Consider the following 22,118-nt stretch of genomic DNA (forward strand, 5'->3'; position numbering starts at 1 on the left):
GGCCGCACGCGGCGGCTACCGCAGGGCGCGGTTGACCGCCGAGACGACGGCGCGCAGCGACGCGCTGACGATGTTCGGGTCGACGCCCACGCCCCACAGCACCCGCTCGCCGACGGCGCACTCGACGTAGGCAGCGGCGCGGGCGTCGCCGCCGGCGCTCAGCGCGTGCTCGGCGTAGTCGAGGACGCGGACGTCGACGTCGAGGGTGCCCAGCGCGTCGACGAACGCCGCGATCGGGCCGTTGCCGCGCCCCTGGACGGTGACCGGCACGCCGCCGTCGACCAGCTCGACGACCATCTCGTCGAGCTGCTCGCCGTGCGCCTGGTGGCGGTGCCCGGCGAGCGCGAACCGGCCCCACGAGGCGTCGGGGTCGGGCAGGTACTCGCTGCTGAACGCCGCCCACATCTGCTGGGCGGTGACCTCGCCGCCCTCGTCGTCGGTGTGCCGCTGGATGACCCCGCTGAACTCGATCTGCAGCCGGCGGGGCAGGTCGAGCTGGTGCTCGGTCTTCATGATGTAGGCGACGCCGCCCTTGCCGGACTGGCTGTTGACCCGGATGACCGCCTCGTAGCTGCGGCCGACGTCCTTGGGGTCGATCGGCAGGTAGGGGACCGCCCACGGCATCCGGTCGACCGGCACGCCCGCGGCGGCGGCGTCGGCCTCCAGCGCCCGGAAGCCCTTGTTGATCGCGTCCTGGTGGGAGCCGGAGAAGGCGGTGTAGACCAGGTCGCCGCCGTAGGGGTGCCGCTCGTGCACGCCGAGCTGGTTGCAGTACTCGACGGTGCGGCGGATCTCGTCGATGTCGGAGAAGTCGATCTGCGGGTCGATGCCCTGGCTGAACAGGTTCAGGCCCAGGGTGACCAGGTCGACGTTGCCCGTGCGCTCGCCGTTGCCGAACAGGCAGCCCTCGATGCGGTCGGCGCCGGCGCGGTAGCCGAGCTCGGCGGCGGCGACGGCGGTGCCGCGGTCGTTGTGCGGGTGCAGGCTGAGCACGACCGCGTCGCGCCGGCCCAGGTTGCGGTGCATCCACTCGACCTGGTCGGCGTAGACGGTGGGCTCGGCCATCTCCACGGTGGCCGGCAGGTTGAGGATCGTCGGCCGGTCGGCCATGGGCTCCCACACGTCGGTGACCGCGTTGCAGATCTCGACGGCGAAGTCCAGCTCGGTGCCGGTGAAGGACTCGGGGCTGTACTCGAAGCGGACCTCGGTGTCGCGCAGCTGCTCGGCCAGCTTGCGCACCAGCTGGGCGCCGTGGACGGCGATGTCGACGATGCCGGCGCGGTCGCTGCCGAAGACGACGCGGCGCTGCAGCGTGCTCGTCGAGTTGTACAGGTGCACGATCGCCTGCCGCGCGCCGCGCAGTGAGTCGAACGTGCGCTCGATCAGCTCGTCGCGGGCCTGCGTGAGCACCTGGATGGTGACGTCGTCGGGTACCAGGTCGTCCTCGACCAGCTGGCGGACGAAGTCGAAGTCGGTCTGGCTGGCGGCCGGGAAGCCGACCTCGATCTCCTTGTACCCCATGCCCACCAGCAGGTCGAACATCCGCCGCTTGCGGTCCGGCGACATGGGGTCGATGAGCGCCTGGTTGCCGTCGCGCAGGTCGACGGCGCACCAGCGCGGGGCGACGGTGGTGACCCGGTCGGGCCAGGTGCGGTCGGGCAGGTCGACCGGCTGGAACGGGGCGTAGCGGTGCACCGGCATCTGCGAGGGACGCTGCGGGTTGCGGGCGTGCGGGTGCTGGGGGCTGCTCACGGTGGTCTGACTCCTCTGGCGCGGGCTGGACTGTCGCTCCTGTGGGGCGGTCAGCAGGCGCCGGGGGACGCGCTCACGTCACGGCGGGATCTCCGCGGCGAGGGGGCCGACCTAGGAGAGGGCCTCGCCGCGGCGGGTAAGCAGGAGGTCGCCGCGCACGGGCCCACGGTAGCAGCGGGTCAGCCGACGTCGCAGGAACACGCACAGTCGTCGGCGTGCGGCCCGGGTTGACCGGGGACCGGCGGGAGGTCCTCCAGGAGCAGGTTGTCGCAGGCCGGCGGGCACTCGCAGCGGAACTCCTCGAGCGGCGGCAGCAGCCCGGCGGCGCGCCGGCGCTCGAGGTCCTCCTCCCGGGCCCGTCGCGCGGCCGCCCGGCGGGCCCGCGCCCGGTCGAGGAGCGCGTCCCCCGGCTGCGGCAGCTGGTGGTCCTCCGGGGTGCCGCGGCGTCCGCGCAGCTCGTCGCGGTACCACCGGACGCGGGTGAACGTGTAGGTGACCGGGTCGCGGTCGAACCGGTGCGGGCCGTGCCACCAGCCCTCGTCGCCGTGCCGGGTGTCGAGGTGCGCGGGGAAGCGCCGCCCGCCGCCGTCCCGCACGGCCGCGCCGTCCATGGGCGCCACCTCCGCGCCGTCCGCGTCCACCAGCGCGAGCCGCAACCCGGCCACGGCCGCCAGGCGGGCCAGCGCCCGGGCGTCGAGCCCTCGCGTGCCGGCCTCGATCGCCGCGACCGTCGACTTGGACAGGCCCGCCGCGGCCGCCAGTTCCCGCTGTGAGAGGTCGGCGGTCCTGCGGATACGGCGCAGGGCGCCGGCCACGTCGAACTCGGTCACCCGTCGAGGGTGGAGCGACGGTGCTCTCGGACCGGGTCGCCATGTGTGCCTGTGGAAACTCGTGCTCTGCCCACAGGTGCGGGGCAGAGCACGAGTGACTGTGCGGTAGTGCCGGGACGCTCCTTCGCGCTCTGCCCACAGACGCGGGGCAGAGCACTACCGGGTGGCGGACACCACACGGCGGGGGACAGGTGCGCCCGGCGCCTGCTCCGCGGGGCCGGGGCGGGGACTGCGCTCAGAACTCGCCGCGGCGGCGGAGGCGGAGGGGGCGGCCGTCGGGGTCGTCGACCAGCCGGTACACCGGCGTGGCCCACAACCGGGTCGCGAGGGAGAGCTGCTCGGGAGCGTGGTGGCGCAGCCGGCCGCGCGGGCGCGGGCCTCGGCGGCCGCCCTCGTGCCAGGCGTCGAGCTCGGTGGCCTGGGCCTCGAGGGTGGCGACGAACGCCTCGGGGTCGATCAGGTCGGCGTCCTCGCTGCCGTCCCCGGCCCGGTCGGTGTGCTCCCGCGCGAGGACCAGCCGCAGGTCGCGGGCGAAGGTGCGCGCGCCGTCGCCGGTGCCGGCCGGGTCGCGCGGCTCCCGGGGGTCGAGCGTGGTGTCGAGCACGGCGCTGGAGAGCTCGCTGTCGTGCGTCCAGGACCGCCGGTTGAAGTTGTCGCTGCCGACGCTGGCCCACACGTCGTCGACCACGCACACCTTCGCGTGCACGTAGACGGGCGTGCCCTCGTGGTTCTCCACGTCGAAGACGTGCACCCGGTCGCGCCCGGCCCGGCGGCACATCTCCAGCGCCTGCCACCGGCCGACGAACTGCGGCCGCGACGCGAACGCCCCGTCCTGGTCGGGGACGCGCGGCACGACGACGACCAGGTGCAGGTCGGGGTGCTCGGCCAGCGCGTCGGCGAACAGCTGCGCGACCTCGCCGGACCACATGTACTGGTCCTCGAGGTAGATCAGCCGCCGCGCCCGCTTGATCGCCTTGGAGTAGCCGCGGGCGATCGAGCGCTCGCCGTCGGGGGCGAAGTCGTAGCGCGGGCGGACGGCGGGATAGGTCCGCAGGTTCTGCACCAGGTGCGGCCCGGCCGGCGGGGGCGGGGGCAGCTGCGGGGGCAGCCGGTCGGCGTACATCCGGCTCCGCCGCAGCCGGTCGATCACGTGCGCGATCGGGTTGCCCTCGTCGGGGTCGGTGGGGTCGTCCCAGCGCTCGCGGAACACCGTGTCCAGCGCCGCGACGGCCGGACCGCGGACCATGAGCTGCACGTCGTGCCACGGCGGCGTGGGCCCGTACGCGGCGGCCATCGGCACCGCCTGCGGGTCGCCGCGGTGCTCGGCGTCGTCGCGGCGGCTGTGGCACAGGTCGATGCCGCCGATGAAGGCGACGTCCTTCGTCGCGTCCTGGTCGTGCCGGCAGACGACGAGCTTCTGGTGGTGGCTGCCCATCCGGCGCACCCGCTGGTCGAGCACGACCAGGCCGCCGCCGTCCTCCACCTCGCGGTCCAGCGCCCGGTTCTCCCGGCTGCTGAACGACAGCCAGTCCACGTGCGAGCGCCACACCAGCCCGCGGACGGTCACCCCGCGGCGCACCGCCTCCGTGAACAGCTCGGCGACCGTGGGACCGCCCGGGCGCAGCTCCTCGTCGGGGTCGCCGCGCCAGTCGGTGAAGAACAGGTGGTCGTTCTCGTCGAGCACCTCGACGGCCGAGACCAGCGCGTCGAAGTAGGCGCTCCCGTGCACCAGCGGCACGGCGAGGTTGCCCTCGGTCCAGGCCGGCAGGTCGGTGGCCGTGTTGCCCCGCTCCTCGGGGCCGAGCAGCCACTCCGCGGGATCGGTCACCTCGTGATCACATCGCGCCGGGGAGGGGCACGCAAGGGACGGGCCTGCCTGGATCCCGGTGCCCGGCCGGCACATCGGTAGCCTGTGGACCCGTGGCCCTCGTCGTGCAGAAGTACGGTGGCTCCTCCGTGGCCTCCGCCGCCCACATCAAGCGCGTGGCCGAGCGCATCGTCGCGGAGAAGAAGGCCGGCAACGACGTCGTCGTGGTCGTCTCGGCGATGGGCGACACCACCGACGAGCTGCTCGACCAGGCCGCGCAGATCACCGACGACCCGCCCGGCCGCGAGCTGGACATGCTGCTCACCGCGGGCGAGCGCATCTCCATGGCGCTGCTGGCCATCGCCATCAACACCCACGGCTACGAGGCGCGGTCCTTCACCGGCTCCCAGGCGGGGGTGATCACCACCTCCAGCCACGGCAAGGCGCGCATCATCGACGTCACGCCCGGCCGGCTGCGCTCGGCGCTCGACGAGGGCTCGATCGTCATCGTGGCCGGGTTCCAGGGCGTCAGCCAGGACACCAAGGACGTCACCACGCTCGGTCGCGGCGGCTCCGACACCACCGCCGTCGCCGTCGCCGCGGCCCTGCGCGCCGACGTCTGCGAGATCTACACCGACGTCGACGGCGTCTTCACCGCCGACCCGCGGATCGTCCCCAACGCCCGCCGGCTGGACACCATCACCTACGAGGAGATGCTCGAGCTGGCCGCCTCCGGCGCGAAGGTGCTCATGCTCCGCTGCGTGGAGTACGCCCGCCGCTACGGCATCCCGGTGCACGTCCGCAGCTCCTACTCACAGCTCCCCGGCACCGTCGTGACCGGCTCGATGGAGGACCTCAGCGTGGAACAGGCGATCATCACCGGCGTCGCGCACGACCGCAGCGAGGGCAAGATCACCGTCTACGGCGTGCCCGACCGGCCGGGTGAGGCGGCGCAGATCTTCCGCGTCCTCGCCGACGCCGAGATCAACATCGACATGATCGTGCAGAACGTCTCGGCCGAGGCCAGCAAGCTCGCCGACATCTCCTTCACGCTGCCCAAGAGCGACGGGCCGACGGCGCTGGCCGCGCTGGAGAAGGTCAAGCACACCGTCGGCTACAGCGACGTCCGCTTCGACCAGCACATCGGCAAGGTCAGCCTGGTCGGCGCGGGCATGCGCAGCCACCCCGGCGTCTCGGCCCGCTTCTTCGGCGCCCTGGCCGACGCCGGCGTCAACCTCGAGCTGATCAGCACCTCGGAGATCCGCATCTCCGTGGTCTGCCGCGACACCGACGTCGACGTCGCCGTCCGCGCGGTGCACGACGCCTTCGACCTGGGCACCGACGACGAGCAGGCCGTGGTCTACGGAGGGACCGGACGATGACCTCAACCAGTGACGGGCTCCGCGTCGGGATCGTCGGCGCCACCGGCCAGGTCGGCGCCGTCATGCGCCAGGTCCTCGCCGAGCGCCGCTTCCCGCTCGCCGAGCTGCGCTTCTTCGCCTCCGCCCGCAGCGCCGGCAGCACCCTGCCGTGGGGGACCGGCGAGATCACCGTCGAGGACGCCGCCACCGCCGACCCCACCGGCCTCGACGTCGCGCTGTTCTCCGCCGGTGCGGGCACCTCCCGTGTCCAGGCACCGCGGTTCGCCGAGGCCGGTGTCACCGTCGTCGACAACAGCTCGGCGTTCCGGCGCGACGCCGACGTGCCGCTCGTCGTCGCCGAGGTCAACCCGCAGGCGCTCGACGAGGTCCCGCGCGGGATCATCGCCAACCCCAACTGCACCACCATGGCCGCGATGCCGGTGCTCAAGCCGCTGCACGACGAGGCGCAGCTGGTCCGGGTGGTCGCCAGCACCTACCAGGCGGTCTCCGGCAGCGGGCTGGCCGGCGTCGAGGAGCTCGACTCGCAGGTCAGGGCCGTCGTCGACAAGGCGGCCGAGCTGACCCACGACGGATCGGCGGTGGCGTTCCCGGAGCCGCGGAAGTACGTCCGCCCCATCGCCTTCAACGTGCTGCCGATGGCCGGCAGCGTCGTCGACGACGGCTCGGCCGAGACCGACGAGGAGCAGAAGCTCCGCAACGAGAGCCGCAAGATCCTCGGCATCCCCGACCTGCGGGTGTCCGGCACCTGCGTGCGGGTGCCGGTCTTCACCGGGCACTCCCTGTCGCTCAACGTCGAGTTCGCCCGCCCGCTGACCGCCGCCCGGGCCACCGAGCTGCTCGCCGGCGCGCCGGGCGTGCAGCTCACCGACGTCCCGACCCCGCTGCAGGCGGCCGGCCAGGACCCGAGCTACGTCGGCCGCATCCGGCAGGACCGCAGCGTCGACGGCGACCACGGCCTGGTGCTGTTCGTCAGCAACGACAACCTCCGCAAGGGCGCGGCGCTCAACACCGTGCAGATCGCCGAGCTGCTGCTCGCCCGCCGCGGCCGCTAGCCGGACGGCGCCGGTGCTCGTCCGGGTCGGGGGGTTCCTCGCCCTGGTCGCGCTGGTCGCGGTCGTGTCGGTGGTCGTGCCCAACGACCCGTGGCACGACTTCTTCGACCTGCGGGTGTACCGCGGCGCCGTCGCCTCCTGGCTGGAGGGCCGGCCGCTCTACGACTACACCTACGGCCGCAGCCCCTACGGCTTCACCTACCCGACGTTCGCCGCGCTGCTGGTCCTGCCCATGGCGCTGGTGCCCTACCCGGTGGTCGCCACCGGCCACGTGCTGCTCAACGCGGCCGTCCTCGTCGGGCTCACCCGGTGGCTGGTCACCCCGCTGGCCCGCCGGCACGGGTGGCCGCTGCCGTGGGCGTGGCTGTTCGCGCTGCCGCTGGTGTTCGTCGTCGAGCCGGTGCGGGAGACCATCGGCTTCGGCCAGGTCAACCTGCTGCTGATGGCGCTGGTGCTGGCCGACGTGGCGGCGCTGCGCCGCGGGTCGCGGTGGGCCGGCGTGGGCATCGGGCTGGCCGCGGCGGTCAAGCTCACGCCGGCGCTGTTCGTCGTCTGGCTGCTGCTGACCCGCCGCTGGCGCGCGGCCGGGGTCGCCGTCGCCACCGCCGCCGGGGCCACCCTGCTGGCCCTCGCGGTGGCCCCGGCGACGGCGTGGCGGTTCTGGACGCAGACGCTGTGGCAGACCGAGCGGGTCGGCGCGCTGGACAAGACGTCCAACCAGTCGCTGCTGGGCGCGCTGGCGCGGCTGACCGACCCGGCCGAGCCCCCGCGCCTGCTGTGGGCGGTGCTGGCGGCCGTCGCGCTGGCGCTCGTGCTGACCCGCGCGGTGCGCGCGACGCGGGCCGGCGACGACCTGGCCGGCGTCGCGCTCACCGGCCTGGCCGCCTGCCTGGTCAGCCCCGTCTCCTGGTCGCACCACCTCGTCTGGCTGGTGCCCGCCCTGGTCGTGCTCGTCGACCTCGCCGCCGGGACCTCGCCGGCCCCGGGGACGCCGCGGTGGTGGCGGGACCGCTCGCGGCTGCTGGCCGGGGCGCTGGCCGGCGTCACCACGCTGGTGCTCGCCTCGTCGGCGATCTGGTTCGCGTTCGCCACCTCCGGCCACCACCACGACCGCGGCGTCGTCGGGGTCGTCGTCGAGGACCTCTACCTGCTGGTGACCCTCGCCGTCGTCGCGCTGCTGCCGGCCCGGGTCACGGCCGCACGTGGCGCAGCGCGAACGACAGCGCCGTCTCGACCTGCCGGATCGTCTCCTCGATGACCAGGGAGCCGTGCCCGGCGTCGAAGCGGTACACCTCGTGCGGCTTGCCGAGCTCCTCGAGGCGGGCCAGGTAGTTCTCGATCTGCCGGATCGGGCAGCGCGGGTCGTTCGCCCCGGCCACCACCAGCACCGGCGCCCGCACGGCCTCGACGTGGGTGATCGGCGAGGAGCGCACGTACCGGTCGCGCACCTCCTCCGGTGAGCCGCCGAACAGTGCCCGGTCGTAGGCCCGCAGGCCCTCCATCTCGTCCTCGTAGGCGGCCAGGTAGTCGGCCACCGGCACCTCGGCGATGCCGGCCGCCCACCGCTCCGGCTGCGTGCCCAGCGCCAGCAGGGTCAGGAAGCCGCCCCACGACCCGCCGGTGACCAGCGCCCGCTCCGGGTCGAGGAGGCCCTCGGCGACCAGCGCGTCGTAGACGGCGGCGACGTCCTCGAGCTCGGTGGGCCCGGGCCGGCCGGTGAGGGCGTCGCGCCAGGCGCTGCCGTAGCCGGTGGAGCCGCGGTAGTTGACGTGCACGACCGCGTAGCCGGCGTCGACGTAGGCCGCGCGGCGGGCGCGGTAGCTGTCGTCGTCGGCGGACTCCGGCCCGCCGTGGACGAGGAACGCCGTGGCGTACGGGGGCTCCCCGGCCGGCCGGACCACCAGTGCGTGCACGTCGCCGCCCGGCCCGGGCACCCAGCGGTCCTCGACCGGGTGGGCGGCCGGTGGCTCCTCCCCGGGTGCGGCCAGCACCACCGGCCCGTCGGCGCGGCGGATCACCGGCGGGCGCTCGGAGTTCGACCAGGCCAGCTCCACCGTGCCGTCGGGCCGGGCGGTGGCGCCGCGGACGACGCCGCGCGGGGTGTTCAGCCGCTCCAGCGCCCCGGTGGCCAGGTCGTAGCGGTACAGCTCGCTGCGGGCGGCGTGGTCGTGGCCCACCAGCAGCGCCGAGCCGTCGGGGTACCAGCCGGCGGTCACGTCGCCGGGCAGGTCGAGCACGATCTCGGTCTCGGTGTCGGCCGCGACGTCCCAGACCAGCAGCTCCTCGCGGCCGCGCCGCTCGTGGCCGACCAGCAGCCGCCGGTCACCGGGCAGCGGGGCGAACTCCAGCGCGTGCAGGCCCAGGCCCTCGCCGTCCCACTTCTCCGTGACGACGTCGGCTGCGTCCTCGGTGGTGGTGGCCGTGCGCAGCACCCGCAGCGCCGGGTAGCGCGGGTCGCCGTGCTCGGAGTGCGAGATCACCAGCAGCTCGTCGTCGAGGGTGAGCGCGTCGACCGAGGCGGGGTCCTCGTGCCGGTAGACCACCCGCGGCGTCCCGCCGGCGGGAGCCAGCCACAGCTCGCTGCCGTCGTCGGTGGACCGGCCGATCGCCGCCAGCGAGGAGCCGATCTCCAGGCCGGCGGGGTAGGCCGGCCCGACCTCGGGGACGGCGACCCGGTCCTCGCCGCCGGCGAAGGGCTGCACCATCCACACGCCGAACTCGTCGCCGTCGGTGTCGGCGAACCACCAGACCTGCTCGCCGTCGGGGGACAGCGTGCCGATGAGCGTGCCGTTGGGCCGGTCGGTCACCTGCCGGTGGACGTCGGTGTCGCGGTCCCAGGCGTACTGCTCGACGACGCCGCTGACGTCGGAGGCGTACAGGCTGCGCTGCGGGGCGTGCAGCGCCCAGTCGGGCAGGCTCACCCGCGGCGCGCGGAAGCGGGCCTGCCACCGGGCGGTGACGTCGGGCGGGAGGAGGGGGGCGGTCTGCTCGGCGGTCACCGGCCCATCGTGCCCGCACCCCTCCGGCCCGCCGCCGGGGTGTCGGGCTCAGCCCATCACCAGGCCCTCGATGTCGTGCTTCTGCACGATCGGCCGCAGCTCGTCGACGACGGGGCAGCGCAGGTGGTCGCGGACCCGCTGGGGGAGCTGCTCCCAGTAGTCGTGCGTCACCGCGAGGTCGTGGTGCTCGTCGTTGCCGGCGCCGGGCGCGTCGACGCCGAGGACCAGGACGGGGCGGGAGAGCTGGGAGCGGTTCTCCGTCCCGCGGTGCAGCGTCAGGGCCGAGCGCACCGAGACGTCGCCCATCTGCGGGTACTTTCGCACCGCCAGCGCCTCGTAGCGCGGGTACTCGCTCCTCGGCGGGAACATCCCGTGGTCGAAGTCCTCGCCGGTCTCCCACTGCGTCCCCGGCGCCACCTCGAAGGGCCCCATCTCGTCGACGGTGTCGACCGTGGTGACGTTGAAGGCCAGGGAGGTCAGCCGCCGCTCCTCGCGCGTCTCCCGCGGGCTGGGGAAGTCCCGGTGCCACGGCTGGTCCTTCGCGCCGGGGAAGGGCGTGTCGAAGCCGACCTCGACGATCGCGTAGTCGGGCCCGAGGACGGCCTCGCAGGTGGCCCGCACCCAGGGGTGGTCGACCAGGTCGACGAACCCGCGCAGCGCCTGCGGGTGGATCTCCACGTACCAGCGGTTGGGGCCCCGGCCGACCGTGCCGCCCTCGCGGCCGCGGGCCTCCTCGAAGGCGGCGTCGACGTCCTCGCGCAGCCGGGCGACCCAGTCGCGGGAGAAGGCGCCCTTCCGCGCGGTGATGCCGTCGGTGTACAGCGCCTCCCGGACGGCGGCCCGGTCGATGCCGTCGTCGGCGGGGTCCGCGCCCCGCGTGCCGGTGGGTGCGTCGGTGCTCATCGCCGTTCCCCTCGTCGGTGTGCGACCCGTGCCCTCGATGGTGCACCGTCGCCGGTCCACAGGCCCGTCCTCAGCGGCCTCCGGCGCCGGCCCCGCTCGGGTACCCGGCCCGGCCGCGGCCGCCGCGGGCGGACCGGTCGGCCCGGTCGGCCCGGTCGGCCATCGCCCGGGTGTGCTCGGCGGCGGCGTCGCGCACGTCGCCGATGAGCAGCTCCAGCACGTCCTCGAGCGCCACCAGGCCCACGGTCCGCCGCTGCCCGCCGTCGGTGCCCACCACGCCGCCGAGGTGGGCGCCCTGCGCGCGCATCTCCGACAGCACCTCGGGCAGCTTCGTCCCGGGCGCGATCGGCACCAGCGGCGTCAGCAGCTCCTCGGGCAGCGGCCGGTCGCGGTCCTCGCCGGTGGTGCGCAGCGCGTCCTTGACGTGCACGAAGCCGAGCAGCGCGTCGTCGTCGCCGGCCACCGGGTAGCGGCTGAAACCGTGCTCGGCGACGACGGCCTCCAGCTGCCGGGGGGTGGTCGAGCGGGGGACGGTGACCACGCCGTCCATCGGCAGCAGCACGTCCTCGACGGTGTGCTGCTCGAACTGCAGCGCCCCGGCGGCCAGCTCGCTCACCTCGGTGCCGAGCAGGCCCTCCCGCCGGGACTGGGTGATCATCGAGCGGATCTCGGCCTCGTCGAAGCTGGCGGCCACCTCGTCGGTCGGGGTCGCGCCGAACAGCCGCACGAAGACGTTGGCCGTGGTGTTGAAGAACCAGATCACCGGCCGGAGCAGGCGGGTGAAGGTGGCCAGGGCCGGCCCGAGCACCAGCGCCGCGCGGTCGGGCCCGGCGATGGTGATGTTCTTGGGGACCATCTCGCCGAGCACCATGTGCAGCACGGTCACCAGCGACAGCGCGATCACCAGCGCGATGGGGTGCAGCAGCGCGTCGGGGACGTGCGCGGCGTGCAGCGGCGCCTCGATGAGGTGGGCGACAGCGGGCTCGCCGACGGCGCCGAGGCCCAGCGAGCACAGCGTGATCCCCAGCTGCGCGCCGGCCATGTTCCGCGAGACGTCGCGCATCGCGGCCAGCGTCCTGACCGCCCGGGGGGAGCCGGTCGCGGCGCGCGGCTCGATCTGGTCGACCCGGGCCGACACCAGGGCGAACTCCGCGGCCACGAAGAAGGCGTTGCCCAGCAGCAGCGCGACCAGGATCAGCAGGCTGACGACGTCGCTCACGCCGCCACCGCCCGCTCGGCGCGCTGCCGGGCCGACGCCGTCGCCCCCGCCGGCAGGAACACGGTCTGCTCGGCGCGCACCCGGGCGACCCGCCGGCCGTCGAGGCTCTCCACGGTCAGCCGGGCGCCCTCGAGCTCCACGGTGTCGCCCACCTCGGGGAGCCGCTGCAGTCGCTCGGCGAGGAAGCCCGACAGCGTCTCGTAGCGGCCCTCGGGCACCGCGATCCGGGTGCGCTCGAGCACCTCGTCGGGCCGCAGCAGGCCCGACAGGACCCACTGGCCGTCGGCGAGCCGGCGCAGCGTCCGCAGCGGGCGGTCGGTCTCGTCGGTGATCTCGCCGACGAGCTCCTCGACGATGTCCTCCAGCGTCACCACCCCGTGCGTGGCGCCCCACTCGTCGACGACGAGGGCGATCTGCAGGCCCTGCTCGCGCAGCAGGTCCAGCAGCCGCTCCAGCCGCAGCGACGACGGCACCGCCAGCACCGGGTCGGCCAGCTCCCCGGCGGTGCGGTGGGCGCGCTCGGCCTCGGGCACCGCGACCGCCCGCTTGACGTGCACGACGCCGGTGACCTCGTCGAGGTCGGAGCCGTACACGGGGAACCGCGAGTTCCCCGACTCGGTGGCCGCGGCGATGACGTCGGCGGCGCTCGCGCTGGCCCGCAGCGTCCACAGCCGGGTGCGCGGGGTCATGACGTCGGTGGCGTACTTCGCGCGCAGCCCCAGCGAGCGCTCCAGCAGCCGGGCGGCGACGGGGGAGAGGTCGCCCTCCTCGGCCGAGCGCCGGGCGACGGCGGCGAGCTCGTCGGCCCCGCGGGCGGAGTCCAGCTCCTCCCGCGGCTCGAAGCCCAGCCGCCGCACGATGGCGTTGGCCAGCCGCTGCAGCGACCGGACGACGACGCCGAAGACGGCGGTGAACGCCCGCATCCCCGGCGCCACCCGGCGGGCGACCCCCAGCGGGTTGGCGATGGCGAGGTTCTTGGGCCCCAGCTCGCCGAGCAGCATCTGCAGCGTCGTCGCGAGGGCCAGCGCCAGGCCGTAGGAGACGCCGGTGGCCGCCCCCGGGGACAGGCCGAGGGCCTCCAGCGGGCCGTGCAGCAGCTGGCCGATCGCGGGCTCGGCCAGGTAGCCGACGACCAGGGTGGTCAGCGTGATCCCGAGCTGGGCCGCCGACAGCTGGGTGGACAGCGACCGCAGCGCGGTCACCACGCCGCCCGCGCCCGCGTCGCCGGCCCGGGCGGCCTCCTCGACGCGGCCGCGGTCGACCGTCGTGAGGGAGAACTCGGCCGCGACGAAGAAGCCGGTGCAGGCCGTGAGCACCACGGCGGCGAGGAGGAGCAGCCACTCGGTCATCGGGCTCCTCGGTGCCCGCCACGGGGGGAGTCCAACCGGAACGGGGCCGGAACGCGCTCAGGGGCCGCCTTCCGGCGGCCCCTGAGCGGGAGGTCGGGGTGACAGGATTTGAACCTGCGGCCTCGTCGTCCCGAACGACGCGCGCTACCAAGCTGCGCCACACCCCGGGTGTGACACGACCACTCTACCGCCCCGTGTTCGCGGCCCCTCTGCAGGGTCCCGCCGCGAGCCTGCGAGCGGTGGGGCAGCGGGGCCCTTCCTCAGGGGGTGCGCGCGGTCAGCGTGAGCAGCGTCGCCTCCGGCGGGCAGGCGAACCGGGCCGGGGCGAAGGGGCTGGTGCCCAGGCCTGCGGACACGTGCAGCCAGGTGCCGGCCGGCCGCTCCGGCGAGGGCCCGGCCCAGCGGTGCAGCCAGCGGGCGTGGGTGCGGTCGATGCCGCAGTTGGTCACCAGCGCGCCGTAGAACGGGACCCGCAGCTGGCCGCCGTGCGTGTGGCCGCACAGCAGCAGGTCGTAGCCGTCGGCGACGAACCGGTCGAGCACCCGCGGCTCGGGGGAGTGGACGACGCCCACGCGCAGGTCCGCGGTGGGGTCGGCGGGCCCGGCGACGTTGTCGTAGCGGTCCCGCCGCAGGTGCGGGTCGTCGAGGCCGGCGAAGGAGATCCGCCGCCCCGCCACGGTGAGCTCGCCCCGGGCGTTGGTGAGGTCCAGCCAGCCACGGGCGGTGAAGCCGTCGCGCATGTCCCGCCACGGCAGCTCCTCGCCGTGCACCCGCTTCTGGCTGCGGGTGAGGTAGCCGACCGGGTTCTTCGGGCGCGGGGCGTAGTAGTCGTTGGACGAGGTCACGAACACGCCGGGGCGGTCGAGCAGCGGGTCCAGCGCGCCCAGCACCGCCGGGACGGCGTCGGTGCCGGCGAGGTTGTCCCCGGTGTCGACGACCAGGTCGGGCTCCAGGCCGTCGAGCGCGGCCACCCACTCCTGCTTGGAGCGCTGCCCGGCGGTCATGTGCAGGTCCGACAGGTGCAGCACGGTCAGCGGCGCGGAGCCCGGGGCGAGCACGGGCACCTCGAAGCGGCGCAGCGTCCAGCGGGTGCGCTCGTACAGCGAGGCGTAGGCCACGGTGGCGGTGCCGGTGGCGACGGCGGCCGTGGGCAGGGCGGTGTACCAGCGCACGGTGCCCGAGCCTACGGGCCCCCCGCGCCACCGGCGTGGGCGTGCCGGCGACGTCGTGCCAGGCTGGGAGCGTGTCCGACCTCAAGGGCCGGCTGCGCGCCGACCTCACCAGTGCCATGAAGTCCCGCGACGAGCTGCGCACCGCCACGCTGCGGATGGTGCTCGCGGCGGTGAGCGCCGAGGAGGTCGCCGGCAAGGAGGCCCGCGAGCTGTCCGACGACGAGGTGACGGGAGTGCTGCGGCGCGAGGCGAAGCGGCGCCGGGAGGCGGCGGAGGCCTTCGACGCGGCCGGCCGCGCCGAGCAGGCCGGCCGCGAGCGCGCCGAGGGCGAGGTCGTGGCCGGCTACCTGCCCGCGCAGCTCGACGACGCCGACCTCGCCGCGCTGGTCGCCGACGTCGTCACCCGCACCGGCGCGACCGGGATGAAGGACATGGGCCGGGTGATGGGTGCGGCCACCGCGGCCGTCGCCGGCCGCGCCGAGGGCGGCCGGGTGGCCGCGGAGGTCCGCCGCCAGCTCGGCTGAGCTGCCGCTAGCCGCCGCTAGCCGCCGTTCCACCAGCCGTTGCCGCCGTTCCCGCCGTTGCGGCCGCCGTTGTTGGCACCGTTGCCGCGGTCGCCGCCGGGCGCGGCGGGAGCCGGGCCACCGCCCATCAGCGCCGGGTCGACCGGCGGGAAGAACGTGGTGGGCTTGTCGGCCAGGTAGGGCTCGAACGCGTCCCGCCAGATCGCGGCCGGCATGTTGCCGCCGTAGCCGCCCACGTCCTGCTTCTCCTTGGGGTTGAACACCATCACGCTGCCCGCGTACTCGGGCAGGACCCCGACGAAGGCCACCGAGTCGCGGCCCTGGGCGGTGCCGGTCTTGCCGGCCACCCCACGCCCGGGGATCCCGGCCCGCTGGCCGGTGCCCACCGGGCTGGACGTGTCGCCGATGAGGATGGTGGCCAGCGTGTTGGCGATGTTCGGCGGGATCGACTCCGGGGTGCAGTTGTCGTCCTGGACCAGCGGCTGGCCGTCCTCACCGGTGAGGGGCTGACCGTTGCGGTCGAGGACCTGCAGGATCGGGGTCGGGGTGCACCGGGTCCCCTGGGCGGCGAGGGTGGCGTAGGCGTTGGCCAGGTCCATCGGGCTGGTGGCCTCGGCGCCGAGGGTGAACGAGCCGAAGTTCCCGTCGATGATCTCGTCGGCGGAGTTCTGGGTGGGCTGGTCGAAGGTCATGCCCATCCGCTCGGCCATCCGCACCGGGCCCTCGACGCTGCCCAGGCGGTCCTCCAGCGCCAGGAAGTAGGTGTTGGAGGAGCGGACCAGCGCGTCGACCATGTCGAGGGTGTCGGGGTAGTCGCCGACGTTCTGGACGCAGTACATGCCGTTGGACTGCTCCCGGTCGCCGCCGCAGGAGGGGCCGCGGAACACCCGGGAGGTGTACTGGTCACCCGGCGTCGTGATCACGGTGCGGGCGCCGATGCCGGCCTCGAGCGCCGCGGCGGCGGTGAAGGTCTTGTAGGTGGAGCCGGCGCCCTTGCTGGCCGCGGTGTGCAGGACGACGGACTCGCAGTCGGGGTCGTCGCACCCGTAGCGCCGGTTGACCGCCATCGCCATCACGTCGCCGGAGCCCGGCTTGAGGGCCGTGAACACCGCCGCCAGCGGGTCACCCATCGGCAGCGTGTTGAGCACCGACTGGTCGGCGAGGGTCTGCAGCTGCGTGTCCAGCGTCGTCTGGATGGTCAGCCCGCCGTTGTCGAGCTGCTCCTGGGTCAACCCCAGGACGCCGGTGAGGTAGCCCTGCGTGTAGGCGCAGAAGAAGCCACCGATGACGGCGTCGATGCAGCCGTTGGCCGGGCTGAGGCCCTCGGCCACCTGGACCGGCTGGGCGGAGATGTCGGTCAGCTCGGCCTCGGTGATGTAGCCGAGGTCGAACATCCGCTGCAGCACCTGGTTGCGCCGCGTCTGGCCGTTCTCCGGGTTGGCGATCGGGTCGTCGTTGGACGGGCTCTGCACCAGCCCGGCCAGCATGGCGGCCTGCGGCAGGGTCAGGTCGATGGCGTTGACGCTGAAGTAGCGCTGGGCGGCGGCCTGGATGCCGTAGGCGCCGCGGCCGAAGTACACGATGTTGAGGTAGCGGGTGAGGATCTCGTCCTTGGAGTAGGTGTCCTCCAGGGCGAGGGCCAGCCGGGCCTCGCGCAGCTTGCGGGACAGGCCCTCGACGCCGTCCTGCTCGGTGGCCGCCGTCCGCTCCTCCGGGGTGTCGGCGGTCTCCAGCAGGGTCTGCTTGACCAGCTGCTGGGTGATCGTCGAGCCGCCCTCCTGCACCGACCCGGCCGTCAGGTTGGTCACCGCGGCGCGCAGCGTGCCCTGCACGTCCAGGCCGTTGTGGTCGTAGAAGCGCGAGTCCTCGATCGCGACCAGCGCCTGCTTCATGACCTCGGCGATCTGGTCGGCGGTGACCACCGTGCGGTTGTTCGTGTAGAAGTTCGTGATCAGCGACCCGTCGGCCGCCAGCACGCGCGAGTTGCCCGCCGGCGTGGCGTCGGTCAGCTCCACCGGCAGTGCGTCGAGCAGGGACGCGGAGTTGCGCGCCACCACACCCGAGCCGCCGACGACGGGCAGCAGCATGCCGGCGACGAGTGCGCCGGCGACGACGATCAGCGCGACGAGCTTGGCCAGGGCCCTGGCGCGGGAGGCAGCAGACATCGCCGCCAATGTACGGCGTGACCGGGTCCGCAGCCCGGTCTCAGCCGCGGCGCGCGGGCAGCACGCGGGTGCGCGGCACGCCGGTCGGCGTGTCGTCGTCCGGGCCGGTCAGCGCCTCGGCCATCACCTGCAGACCCTCCAGGTCGTGCACGTCGCCGGCCGCGGCCGGGACCGCCCGGATCCCCACCTCGGGGTGGGCGCTGGTGAACCGGTCGGCCAGCCGCTGCTCGCGCATCGCCAGCGTCATCCGCTCGGCGTGCACCCGCAGCGCCCCGGCGACCAGGGCGGCCGGGGCGCCGTCGCCCTCGTCGACGGACTCGGCGGCGGCCTCGGCGCGGGTCGCCGACAGCCGGGTGCTGGCCGGCGGGTGGGTCCGGTTGAGCACCAGCCCGGCCAGCGGCATGCCCTCGGCGGAGAGCCGGTCGACGAAGTAGGAGGCCTCGCGCAGCGCGTCGGGCTCGGGCGTGGCGACGACGACGAACCACGTCCCCGGCCGGCGCAGCAGCTCGTAGGTGGCGGTGGCCCGCTCGCGGAACCCGCCGAACATCGTGTCGAGGGCCGAGACAAACGCGGAGATGTCGCGCAGCAGCTGGCCGCCGAGGACCTTGCTGATGATCCGGCTGAAGAACAGGAAGCCGGCGCTGGCGAACCTGAACCCGGCGCGGCTGGGGGCCGTGAGCAGCCGGATCATCGTGCCGTCGAGGAAGCGGCTCATCCGGTTCGGGGCGTCGAGGAAGTCCAGCGCCGACCGGGAGGGGGGCGTGTCGACGACGATGAGGTCCCACGTGTCGGCCGCCCGCAGCTGGCCCAGCTTCTCCATCGCCATGTACTCCTGCGTGCCGGCGAACGACGAGGAGAGGGTCTGGTAGAAGGGGTTGGCCAGGATCTGCTCGGCACGTTCGGGCGTCGAGTGCGCCACGACGATGTCGTCGAACGTGCGCTTCATGTCCAGCATCATCGCGTGCAGCTCGCCGTCGACCCCGGGGGCGTCGACCCGCCGCGGCTCGTTGTCGAGCTCCTCGAGGCCCAGCGACTGGGCCAGCCGGCGGGCGGGGTCGATGGTGAGGACGACGACCCGGCGGCCGGTCTCCGCGGCGGCCAGCGCCAGCGCGGCCGACGTCGTCGTCTTGCCCACCCCGCCGGAGCCGCAGCAGACGACGATGCGGGTGTCGGGGTCGGTGATCAGCGCGGCGAGGTCGACCGGCGGCGCGTGCCGTGCGGTGCCGGCCGCGCGGGCGGGCCGGGGCGCGTCCCCGGGGGCGGCCGCGCTCACGCCGCCACCTCCGCGCCGAGGTGCTCCTCGAGCCGGCCGGCCAGCTCGAACAGGCAGCCGAGGTCCATCGGACCGGGCAGCAGCGGCAGCTCCACCGTCGGCCGGCCGAGGGACTCCACGCGGGTGCGCAGCGCGTCCTGTGCGGCCCACCGCTGGGCGTGCTCGACGACCTCGGCGGCCAGCGCCTCGGCCAGGTCGGGGTCCTCGGGCAGGCCCGCGGCGCCCAGGCCCGGCGCGAGGTCGGCCCCGGTGAGCCCGCCCTCGGCGGCGCGGACGAGGTCCTCAGCCGGGAGCGCCGGTTCGGCGGCCATGTTGACGATCACCGACCCGATGGGCAGCTTCGCCTCGGTCAGCTCGGCGATCGCGTCGGCGGTCTCCTGCACCGGCATGTCCTCCAGCAGGGTGACCAGGTGCACCGCCGTCTGCGGGGAGCGCAGCACCGCCATGACGCCGTCGCTCTGGGTCTTGATCGGGCCGGAGCGGGCGAGGCCGGCCATCTCGCTGGTGACGTTGAGGAAGCGGGTGATCCGGCCGGTGGGCGGGGCGTCGACGACGACGGCGTCGTACACGCGGCGCCCGTCCTCGCGGCGGGTGACCGCCTCCTTGATCTTCCCGGTGATCAGCACGTCGCGCAGGCCCGGCGCGATGGTGGTGGCGAAGTCGACGGCGCCCATCTTGCGCAGCGCCCGGCCGGCGCGGCGGAGGTTGTAGAACATCTCGAGGTACTCGAGCAGGGCCTCCTCGACGTCGATCGCGAGGGCCCGCACCTCCCCGCCGCCGCGGGTGACGGCCACCCGGCGCTCCTCGTAGGGCAGCGGCGGGGTGTCGAACAGCTGGGCGATGCCCTGGCGGCCCTCGCACTCGACGAGCAGCACGGTGTGCCCGTCGGCGGCCAGGGCCAGGGCCAGGGCGGCGGCCACGGTGGTCTTGCCGGTGCCGCCCTTCCCGGTCACGACGTGGCAGCGGACGGGGAAGTCGGGGCTCACCCGGTCAAGCCTAGGAGTCGAAGGACCCTCCTGCCCTCCACCGTTCGCAAGCTCACGGTGGGGCCCTGCAGGAGGGCCGAGGCGGGGGCCGGGACGGGGCCGGGGTCCTGCGCTAGCGTCGGTGCCCATGAGCGAACCGGCCCGCCGCAGGTGGGAGTACGCCACCATCCCGCTGCTGATCCACAACACCAAGGCGATCCTCGACTCCTGGGGCACCGACGGGTGGGAGCTCGTGACGGTGCTCCCCGGCCCGGGCGGGTCCGAGCAGCCGGTCGCCTACCTCAAGCGCCCGATCGGCTGAGGCGGCTGTCGATGACCTCCGGCGAGGACACCCAGGCCCCGAGCTGGCTCGCCCGGCTCGCCCAGCTCGGCATCCGGCTGCCCCCCGTGGCGGCCCCGGTCGCCTCCTACGTGCCGGCCGTGCGCTCCGGCAACCTGGTGTTCACCAGCGGCCAGCTGCCGTTCGTCGACGGCGGGCTGCGGCGCACCGGCAAGGTCGGCGGCTCGGTCGACCCCGAGGACGCCGCCGCCGACGCCAAGATGTGCGCGCTCAACGCGCTGGCCGCCGTCGACGACCTCGTGGGCCTCGACCAGGTCGCCCGCGTGGTGCGCGTCGTCGGCTACGTGGCCAGCGCCGAGGGCTTCAGCGGCCAGCCGCGCGTGGTCAACGGCGCGAGCGAGCTGCTCGGCAAGGTCTTCGGCGACGCGGGGCACCACGCGCGCAGCGCGATCGGCGTCGCCGAGCTGCCCCTCGGCGCCCCGGTCGAGGTCGAGCTCACCGTCGAGCTGAGGGGATGACGGCGGCCGTCCGCCCGGCCGCCACGGTCCTGCTGCTGCGCGACGGCGCGGCGGGACTGGAGGTCCACCTGCTGCGGCGCACGCGGGGGATGCCGTTCGCCGGCGGGATGACCGCCTACCCCGGCGGCGGGGTCGACCCGCGTGACGGCGACACCGACGTCGCCTGGTCCGGGCCGCCGCCGGCGCAGTGGGCGGCGGCGCTGGGCTGCGACGAGCGGCTGGCCCGCGAGCTGGTGTGCGCCGCGGTCCGGGAGACCTTCGAGGAGGCCGGCGTCCTGCTGGCCGGCTCGCCGGAGGGCGCCGACGTCGTGCCGGACGTCTCCGGTGAGGACTGGGAGGTCCAGCGGCAGGCGCTGCTGACCCGGGAGCTGTCGCTGGCCGGGCTGCTCGCCGAGCGCGGGCTGGCGTTGCGGGCGGACCTGCTGCGGCCCTTCGCGCACTGGATCACGCCGCCGCAGGAGAGCCGCCGCTACGACACCCGGTTCTTCGCCGCGGCCCTGCCGGCCGGGCAGGAGGCCCGCGACGTCTCCGGCGAGGCCGACGAGGCCAGCTGGCTCACGCCGCAGGCGGCGCTGGCCGAGCTGCGCGCGGGCACCCGCCCGATGCTGCCGCCGACCATCCACACCCTCGGCCAGCTCGCGGCCTTCCCCGACGTCGCCGCGGCCCTGGCCGGCAGCCCGCCGGAGCCACTGGTCCCGATCATGCCCGAGCTGCGGACCACCCCCGAGGGCCGCTACGCCGAGCTCCCGGACGGCACCCGCATCGGCCTGGTCGTCCCGCTCCCCAGCTGACGTCGAACGCGAGAGGCCCAGGACCCGTCGGGTCCTGGGCCTCTCGCGTCGGGTCGATCAGCGCGCGCGGCGGCGGAGGCGGTCCTCGTCGAGGACGACGACCGACTTGCCCTGCAGCTGGATCCAGCCGCGGTGCACGAAGTCGGCCAGCGCCTTGTTCACCGTCTCCCGGGAGGCCCCGACCAGCTGGGCCAGCTCCTCCTGGGTGAGGTCGTGCTTGACGCGCAGCCCGTCGGCCTCGCGGCTGCCGAAGCGGTCGGCCATCTGCAGCAGCGCCTTGGCCACGCGGCCGGGCACGTCGGTGAAGATCAGGTCGGCCACGGAGTCGTTGGTGCGGCGCAGCCGGCGGGCCAGCACGTGCAGCAGCCGCTCGCCGACCTCCGGGTGCGCCTCGATCCACGGGCGCAGCACCGACTGCGGCATCTTCGCCAGCTTGACGTCGGTGACCGCGGTGGCCGTCGCGGTGCGCGGGCCGGGGTCGAACACCGACAGCTCGCCGAACTGGTCGGAGGGGCCCATGACGGCGAGCACGTTCTCGCGGCCGTCGGGGGAGCGGCGGGACAGCTTGATCTTGCCGGTCAGCACGATGTACAGGCTGTCGCCGGGCTCACCCTCGTTGAACACCACCCGGCCCCGCGGGAGGGTGATCGTCTCCAGACGGCTGGCGACCGGGTCGACGGCCTCCTCCGAGAGCCCCTGGAAGAGCCCCGACTGAGCCAGCACCTCGTCCACCACGTGTCTCTCCACCCCATCGTCAGCGTCCACCTGCGGACGTGACCGCCCGCATCCGTAGGGAGTCTAGGCGGCTGTGCCCGTCGTCACCCGATCGGTGCGGGGAGGGCACCCCCGACTGGGGAGCCGGCGTGCCGGCTCAGACCAGGGGTTCGGCGCTGCGCTGGACGCGGGAGCGGCGCCGGCGGCGCCACCGCGCCATGGCCCGGCGGATGCCGGAGGCGGCCAGCGTGTCGACCTCGCCCGGCGTGGCCGACGAGAGGAACTCGGCCACCTCGCGCGGCGACGTCGGCCGGCGGAGCGGTTCCTCGACGCGCTCCATGACGAGCAGGAACGCGATGACCATCGGCGGGAAGAGGATGACGATGAGCGCGACCACGCCAC

At 74.6% G+C, this 22,118-nt stretch carries 20 protein-coding genes and 1 tRNA gene; 7 read left to right on the forward strand and 14 right to left on the reverse strand.

The features are described from left to right. Positions 1 to 15 precede the first annotated feature (15 nt). From leuA to ACI780_RS07820, 3 genes are all read right to left on the reverse strand, one after another. Positions 16 to 1,752: a 2-isopropylmalate synthase gene (leuA, locus tag ACI780_RS07810; RefSeq protein ID WP_457002011.1), complete on the reverse strand. Its 1,737-nt coding sequence runs from the start codon at positions 1,750 to 1,752 to the stop codon at positions 16 to 18. Positions 1,753 to 1,931: 179 nt separating this feature from the next. After that, positions 1,932 to 2,582, reverse strand: a complete 651-nt coding sequence (locus tag ACI780_RS07815) for a helix-turn-helix domain-containing protein (RefSeq protein ID WP_457002013.1) — start codon at positions 2,580 to 2,582, stop codon at positions 1,932 to 1,934. A gap of 235 nt (positions 2,583 to 2,817) precedes the next feature. Next, positions 2,818 to 4,410, reverse strand: coding sequence for a phospholipase D family protein (locus ACI780_RS07820; protein WP_456869021.1), 1,593 nt, complete (start codon positions 4,408 to 4,410; stop codon positions 2,818 to 2,820). A gap of 92 nt (positions 4,411 to 4,502) precedes the next feature. Here ACI780_RS07820 and ACI780_RS07825 point away from each other — a divergent pair, with 92 nt between their 5' ends. The 3 genes from ACI780_RS07825 to ACI780_RS07835 are packed head-to-tail and all read left to right on the forward strand — an operon-like array spanning position 4,503 to position 8,081. Continuing rightward, the gene (locus ACI780_RS07825) at positions 4,503 to 5,771 is read left to right on the forward strand and encodes an aspartate kinase (RefSeq protein WP_456869020.1); all 1,269 of its coding nucleotides are present in this window, start codon (positions 4,503 to 4,505) and stop codon (positions 5,769 to 5,771) included. Further along, the gene (locus tag ACI780_RS07830; RefSeq protein ID WP_457002016.1) at positions 5,768 to 6,823 is read left to right on the forward strand and encodes an aspartate-semialdehyde dehydrogenase; all 1,056 of its coding nucleotides are present in this window, start codon (positions 5,768 to 5,770) and stop codon (positions 6,821 to 6,823) included. The genes ACI780_RS07825 and ACI780_RS07830 overlap by 4 nt, the downstream gene beginning before the upstream one ends. Positions 6,824 to 6,836: 13 nt before the next feature. Then, positions 6,837 to 8,081, forward strand: coding sequence for a glycosyltransferase 87 family protein (locus tag ACI780_RS07835; protein WP_457002018.1), 1,245 nt, complete (start codon positions 6,837 to 6,839; stop codon positions 8,079 to 8,081). Here ACI780_RS07835 and ACI780_RS07840 read toward each other — a convergent pair. The 6 genes from ACI780_RS07840 to ACI780_RS07865 all read right to left on the reverse strand — a co-directional run bounded on the left by ACI780_RS07840 (position 8,014) and on the right by ACI780_RS07865 (position 14,465). Continuing rightward, on the reverse strand, positions 8,014 to 9,822 hold the full coding sequence (locus ACI780_RS07840) for a prolyl oligopeptidase family serine peptidase (RefSeq protein ID WP_457002020.1): 1,809 nt from the start codon (positions 9,820 to 9,822) through the stop codon (positions 8,014 to 8,016). The two genes, ACI780_RS07835 and ACI780_RS07840, sit on opposite strands and share 68 nt — an antisense overlap. 48 nt (positions 9,823 to 9,870) lie before the next feature. Continuing rightward, positions 9,871 to 10,725, reverse strand: a complete 855-nt coding sequence (locus tag ACI780_RS07845; protein WP_457002022.1) for a phytanoyl-CoA dioxygenase family protein — start codon at positions 10,723 to 10,725, stop codon at positions 9,871 to 9,873. 70 nt (positions 10,726 to 10,795) lie between these two features. Then, positions 10,796 to 11,944, reverse strand: coding sequence for a hemolysin family protein (locus tag ACI780_RS07850; protein WP_457002025.1), 1,149 nt, complete (start codon positions 11,942 to 11,944; stop codon positions 10,796 to 10,798). Further along, on the reverse strand, positions 11,941 to 13,293 hold the full coding sequence (locus ACI780_RS07855; RefSeq protein ID WP_456869014.1) for a hemolysin family protein: 1,353 nt from the start codon (positions 13,291 to 13,293) through the stop codon (positions 11,941 to 11,943). The genes ACI780_RS07850 and ACI780_RS07855 overlap by 4 nt, the downstream gene beginning before the upstream one ends. A 93-nt stretch (positions 13,294 to 13,386) precedes the next feature. After that, a tRNA-Pro gene (locus ACI780_RS07860) sits at positions 13,387 to 13,460 on the reverse strand. Between the two features lie 93 nt (positions 13,461 to 13,553). Beyond that, the gene (locus ACI780_RS07865; RefSeq protein ID WP_457002027.1) at positions 13,554 to 14,465 is read right to left on the reverse strand and encodes a metallophosphoesterase; all 912 of its coding nucleotides are present in this window, start codon (positions 14,463 to 14,465) and stop codon (positions 13,554 to 13,556) included. A 71-nt stretch (positions 14,466 to 14,536) separates the two neighbouring features. On the opposite strand from ACI780_RS07865, the gene ACI780_RS07870 reads away from it, so the two are divergent. After that, positions 14,537 to 14,989 (forward strand): GatB/YqeY domain-containing protein, encoded by a 453-nt coding sequence (locus ACI780_RS07870; protein WP_456869012.1) that lies wholly within the window; start codon positions 14,537 to 14,539, stop codon positions 14,987 to 14,989. Between the two features lie 17 nt (positions 14,990 to 15,006). On the opposite strand, the gene ACI780_RS07875 is transcribed toward ACI780_RS07870, so the two are convergent. The 3 genes from ACI780_RS07875 to ACI780_RS07885 are packed head-to-tail and all read right to left on the reverse strand — an operon-like array spanning position 15,007 to position 19,413. After that, a complete protein-coding gene (locus ACI780_RS07875; protein ID WP_456869011.1) occupies positions 15,007 to 17,154 on the reverse strand; it encodes a transglycosylase domain-containing protein in 2,148 nt (715 codons plus the stop codon). A 40-nt stretch (positions 17,155 to 17,194) separates the two neighbouring features. After that, on the reverse strand, positions 17,195 to 18,427 hold the full coding sequence (locus ACI780_RS07880) for an ArsA family ATPase (protein ID WP_457002030.1): 1,233 nt from the start codon (positions 18,425 to 18,427) through the stop codon (positions 17,195 to 17,197). Further along, a complete protein-coding gene (locus ACI780_RS07885; protein ID WP_456869009.1) occupies positions 18,424 to 19,413 on the reverse strand; it encodes an ArsA-related P-loop ATPase in 990 nt (329 codons plus the stop codon). Before ACI780_RS07885 ends, ACI780_RS07880 begins: the two co-directional genes overlap by 4 nt. 127 nt (positions 19,414 to 19,540) lie before the next feature. Between ACI780_RS07885 and ACI780_RS07890 the strand changes: the two genes are divergently transcribed. The 3 genes from ACI780_RS07890 to ACI780_RS07900 are packed head-to-tail and all read left to right on the forward strand — an operon-like array spanning position 19,541 to position 21,002. Further along, entirely contained in the window at positions 19,541 to 19,714 is a 174-nt protein-coding gene (locus ACI780_RS07890) for a hypothetical protein (RefSeq protein ID WP_177225141.1), read from the forward strand. Positions 19,715 to 19,725: 11 nt separating this feature from the next. Continuing rightward, positions 19,726 to 20,211 carry a RidA family protein gene (locus tag ACI780_RS07895; RefSeq protein WP_456869008.1) on the forward strand — a complete coding sequence of 162 codons (486 nt, stop codon included), beginning with the start codon at positions 19,726 to 19,728 and terminating at the stop codon, positions 20,209 to 20,211. Continuing rightward, positions 20,208 to 21,002 carry an NUDIX hydrolase gene (locus ACI780_RS07900; protein ID WP_456869007.1) on the forward strand — a complete coding sequence of 265 codons (795 nt, stop codon included), beginning with the start codon at positions 20,208 to 20,210 and terminating at the stop codon, positions 21,000 to 21,002. Before ACI780_RS07895 ends, ACI780_RS07900 begins: the two co-directional genes overlap by 4 nt. 57 nt (positions 21,003 to 21,059) lie before the next feature. Here ACI780_RS07900 and ACI780_RS07905 read toward each other — a convergent pair whose 3' ends face one another. Both ACI780_RS07905 and ACI780_RS07910 read right to left on the reverse strand, forming a co-directional pair. Next, complete coding sequence (locus ACI780_RS07905; RefSeq protein WP_456869006.1) at positions 21,060 to 21,737, reverse strand: Crp/Fnr family transcriptional regulator; 678 nt, start codon at positions 21,735 to 21,737, stop codon at positions 21,060 to 21,062. 136 nt (positions 21,738 to 21,873) lie between these two features. Beyond that, a complete protein-coding gene (locus ACI780_RS07910; protein ID WP_089406004.1) occupies positions 21,874 to 22,113 on the reverse strand; it encodes a hypothetical protein in 240 nt (79 codons plus the stop codon). Between the last annotated feature and the right edge of the window lie 5 nt (positions 22,114 to 22,118).

The sequence above is a fragment of the Geodermatophilus sp. SYSU D00814 genome (genome assembly GCF_054050055.1).